The sequence below is a fragment of the Rubrivirga sp. genome, assembly GCF_049648075.1.
Classification (GTDB): Bacteria; Bacteroidota; Rhodothermia; order Rhodothermales; family Rubricoccaceae; genus Rubrivirga.
Map to the genome: position 1 here is coordinate 1 of NZ_JBARYR010000004.1, position 4,042 is coordinate 4,042.

Here is a 4,042-nt window from a genome sequence, read left to right on the forward strand (position 1 = left end):
CCGCTCCTGTCGCTGCTGCGCCAGCGGCAGCTCCAGCCGCTGCCCCGGCGGCGCCCGAGGAGCCCGGCTCCGGTGCCAACGAGACCTTGGCGCTGGCCCCCATCGTGGGCACGTTCTACGCCGCGCCAGCCCCCGACGCCGACCCGTTCGTCACGGTCGGCGACCGCGTCGAGGTCGGGCAGACGCTGTGCATCATCGAGGCCATGAAGCTGATGAACGAGGTGCCCGCCGAGACCGCCGGGACCGTCAAGCAGATCCTGGCCTCGAACGCCGAGCCCGTCGAGTACGACCAGCCCCTCTTCGTCATCGAGGCCTAGCGCCGCCCTCGAGGCCGCCGGGCTCGGCCCGTCCTCGAGGCCCGCAGGCTCGCCGCGCCCCGCATGTTGAAAAAAGTCTTGATCGCCAACCGCGGCGAGATCGCGCTCCGCATCATCCGGACCTGCCGCGAGATGGGGATCGAGACCGTCGCGGTGTACTCGACCGCCGACCGCGACTCGCTCCCGGTCAAGTTCGCCGACGAGGCCGTCTGCATCGGCCCGCCGCCCTCGGCCAAGAGCTACCTCCACATCCCGTCGATCATCGCCGCCGCCGAGGTGACCGGCGCCGACGCGATCCACCCCGGCTACGGCTTCCTCTCGGAGAACGCCGACTTCGCGCGCGTCTGCGACGACCACGACCTGACGTTCATCGGGCCGCGTGCCGAGACGATCGCTCAGATGGGCGACAAGTCCGTCGCCAAGGAGACCATGCGCGAGGCCGGCGTCCCGGTCGTGCCCGGCTCCGACGGCGCCGTCGGCACCGTCGAGGACGGCAAGCGAGCCGCCCTCGAGGCCGGCTACCCCGTCATGATCAAGGCGTCGGCGGGCGGTGGCGGGCGCGGCATGCGGATGGCCCGGGACGAAGGCGAGTTCGAGAAGCTGTTCGTCGCAGCGGGAACCGAGGCCGAAAACGCGTTCGGCGACGGCCGCCTCTACATCGAGAAGTTCGTCGAGGAGCCGCGCCACATCGAGATCCAACTCGTCGGCGACGGCCAGGGCACGGTCGTCCACTTTGGCGAGCGCGAGTGCTCGATCCAGCGGCGCCACCAGAAGCTGCTCGAGGAAGCCCCCTCGCCCATCATGGACGCCGACCTGCGCGAGCGAATGGGCCAGGCCGCCATCGCCGGCGCCCTCGAGGTCAACTACCGCGGCGCCGGAACCGTCGAGTTCCTGGTCGACAAGAACGGGGACTTCTACTTTATGGAGATGAACACCCGGATCCAGGTCGAGCACCCGGTGACCGAAGAGGTGACGGGCACGGACCTGATCGAGTGGCAGCTCCGCGTCGCCGACGGCGAGACGATCACGTCGGGCGGGCGGACGCCCGAGGGCTGGTCGATAGAGTGCCGGATCAACGCCGAGGACCCGTTCCGCAACTTCTCGCCCAGCCCCGGCACCATCACGGCGTTCCACAGCCCCAAGGGCCGAGGCGTCCGCTGCGACACCCACGTCTTCTCTGGCTACTCCGTCCCGCCGACCTACGATTCGATGATCGCCAAGCTCATCGTCCGCGAGGACGACCGGCCACGCGCGATCGCCAAGATGCTCCGCGCCCTCGACGAGTTCATCATCGAGGGCGTCAAGACGACCGTCCCCTTCCACCAGCAGCTCCTCAAAGACCCCCGCTTTATCGCGGGCGACTTCGACACCAAGTTCCTCGAGAGCTTCGAGCTGAAAGCGGAGGGATAGGGGATGCGGGACGGAGGGATGAGTCCTTCCGCTCGCCCCACATCCCTCCGTCCCTCTACCATCCCGCATCCCTCATGACCTTCCCCGACGACCTCCGCTACACCAAGGACCACGAGTGGGTCCGCCTCGAGGACGGCGTGGCCGTCGTCGGCATCACGGACTACGCCCAGGGCGAGTTGGGCGACATCGTGTTCGTCGAGTACGAGGTCGAGGCCGGCGACGACCTCGAGGCCGAGGACTCGTTCGGGACCGTCGAGGCGGTCAAGACGGTGAGCGAGCTGTTCGCGCCCGTCGCGGGCACCGTCCAAGCCGTGAACGACGACCTCGATGGGTCGCCGGAGTCGGTCAACGGCGACCCCTACGGCGACGGCTGGATGATCAAGATCACGCCGCGCAGCGCCGCCGACATCGACGGCCTACTGTCGGTCGACGACTACAAAGAGATGATCGGCGCGTGATGGGTTTTGGGGGTTAGGGGTTGGGTTTTGGGGCACGATCCGTCCTCGAGGTCGATCTCATCCGCTCGGCCCGCTCGTCCTCGAGGTCGGCCTGGTGCCGCCGAGCACTCCGTTCTCGACCTCGAGGCTGAGGTCTGACACCCCCAAACCCCGAAACCCAACCCCTAAAACCCACCCATGACCCACGACCTCGTCGTCATCCTCGACTTCGGAAGCCAGACGACCCAGCTCATCGCGCGGCGCGTGCGCGAGGCCGGCGTCTACTGCGAGATCCACCCGTGCACGGCCGACCCCGCCTCGATTGCGGCGCTCGAGCCGAGCGGCCTCATCCTGTCCGGCGGACCGATGTCGGTGTACGACCAAGCCGGTCCGCAGATCGATCTGTCGCTGCTGTCGCTGACCGCGCCGGAGTCGTCCTCGAGGGCGGGACAGCCCGTCCCCGTGCTGGGCATCTGCTACGGGCTGCAGGCGCTCGCCCACGCGCTCGGTGGTGGCGTGGAGCCCTCGGAGCGGCGGGAGTTCGGGCGCTCGCCCATCGTGTCGCACGAGGAGAACGGTCTGTTCCGCGGCGTGCCCGAGGGCTCCGTCGTCTGGATGAGCCACGGCGACCACCTGACCAAGCTGCCGGCCGGCTTCCGCGCGGTCGCCGCGACGGAGAACGCGCCCATCGCGGCCGTCGCCGCCGAGCCCGACTCCGACCACGGCCCGATTTACGGCGTCCAGTTCCACCCCGAGGTCGTCCACACGGAGCACGGCGCGACCATGCTGCGCAACTTCGTCCTCGAGGTCTGCGCGCTCGGGGGCGACTGGTCGATGGGCTCGTTCATCGAGGAGCAGGTCGAGAGCATCCGCGAGACCGTCGGCGACGACCACGTGATCCTGGGGCTCTCCGGTGGCGTGGACTCGTCGGTGGCCGCGGCGCTGATCTCGCGTGCGATCGGCGACCAGCTGACGTGCGTGTTCGTCGACAACGGACTGCTCCGCGCGGGCGAGTTCGAGCAGGTCCAGAACACCTTCCGCGACGGGTTCGACCTCGACCTAGTCGCCGTCGACGCGAGCGACTTGTTCCTGGAACGCCTCGAGGGCGTGGCCGACCCCGAGGAGAAGCGCCGGATCATCGGGCGGACGTTCGTCGAGGTCTTCGAGGCCGAGACGGTCGCCGTGACCGAGCGGCTGGGCCGCAAGCCGCGGTTCTTGGCGCAGGGCACGTTGTACCCCGACGTCATCGAGAGCGTCTCGTTCAAGGGCCCCTCGGCGACCATCAAGACGCACCACAACGTGGGCGGGCTGCCCGAGAAGCTGGGCTTCGAGTTGTTGGAGCCGTTCCGCGAGTTGTTCAAGGACGAGGTCCGCGACGTCGGCCGCGAGTTGGGCGTGCCCGACGCGATCATCCGTCGGCACCCGTTCCCCGGCCCCGGCCTCGCCGTCCGCGTGCTCGGGCCGGTCTCGCGCGACGCGTGTGACTTGCTTCGCCAGGCCGATACGATCTGGCTCGACGAGCTCGAGAGCTCCGGCACCTACGACGACGTCTGGCAGGCCTTCGCGGTCTTGCTCCCCGTCCAGTCCGTCGGCGTCATGGGCGACTTCCGGACCTACGAGCAGGCCGTCTGCCTGCGCGCGGTGACCTCGACCGACGGCATGACCGCGGACTGGGCACGGTTGCCCTACGAGGTCCTGGGCCGCGCCTCGAACCGGATCATCAACGAGGTCCGCGGCATCAACCGCGTCGCCTACGACGTGTCCTCGAAGCCGCCGGCCACCATCGAGTGGGAGTAGACGACCTCGAGGTCGGAGCTCGTCCTCGAGGTGAACTACGCGACCTCGAGGACGAAGACGGGCGCTAGCTCTTCGGCCCGA

At 69.0% G+C, this 4,042-nt stretch carries 4 protein-coding genes; all 4 read left to right on the forward strand.

Translation table 11 applies throughout. The features are described from left to right. The coding region (gene accB, locus WBA11_RS00140) for an acetyl-CoA carboxylase biotin carboxyl carrier protein (protein ID WP_424518707.1) at nucleotides 1-317 on the forward strand (317 nt) is incomplete at its 5' end. A gap of 63 nt (nucleotides 318-380) precedes the next feature. After that, nucleotides 381-1,727: an acetyl-CoA carboxylase biotin carboxylase subunit gene (gene accC, locus WBA11_RS00145; RefSeq protein WP_424518708.1), complete on the forward strand. Its 1,347-nt coding sequence runs from the start codon at nucleotides 381-383 to the stop codon at nucleotides 1,725-1,727. 74 nt (nucleotides 1,728-1,801) lie between these two features. After that, nucleotides 1,802-2,185 carry a glycine cleavage system protein GcvH gene (gene gcvH, locus WBA11_RS00150; protein ID WP_424518709.1) on the forward strand — a complete coding sequence of 128 codons (384 nt, stop codon included), beginning with the start codon at nucleotides 1,802-1,804 and terminating at the stop codon, nucleotides 2,183-2,185. Nucleotides 2,186-2,362: 177 nt separating this feature from the next. Further along, a complete protein-coding gene (guaA, locus tag WBA11_RS00155) occupies nucleotides 2,363-3,961 on the forward strand; it encodes a glutamine-hydrolyzing GMP synthase (RefSeq protein ID WP_424518710.1) in 1,599 nt (532 codons plus the stop codon). Nucleotides 3,962-4,042: the final 81 nt, after the last annotated feature.

Coding starts and splice junctions, on each gene's coding strand:
- accC (WP_424518708.1), top strand. CDS start 381: ATGTTGAAAAAAGTCTTGATCGCCAACCGCGGCGAGATCGCGCTCCGC.
- gcvH (WP_424518709.1), top strand. CDS start 1,802: ATGACCTTCCCCGACGACCTCCGCTACACCAAGGACCACGAGTGGGTC.
- guaA (WP_424518710.1), top strand. CDS start 2,363: ATGACCCACGACCTCGTCGTCATCCTCGACTTCGGAAGCCAGACGACC.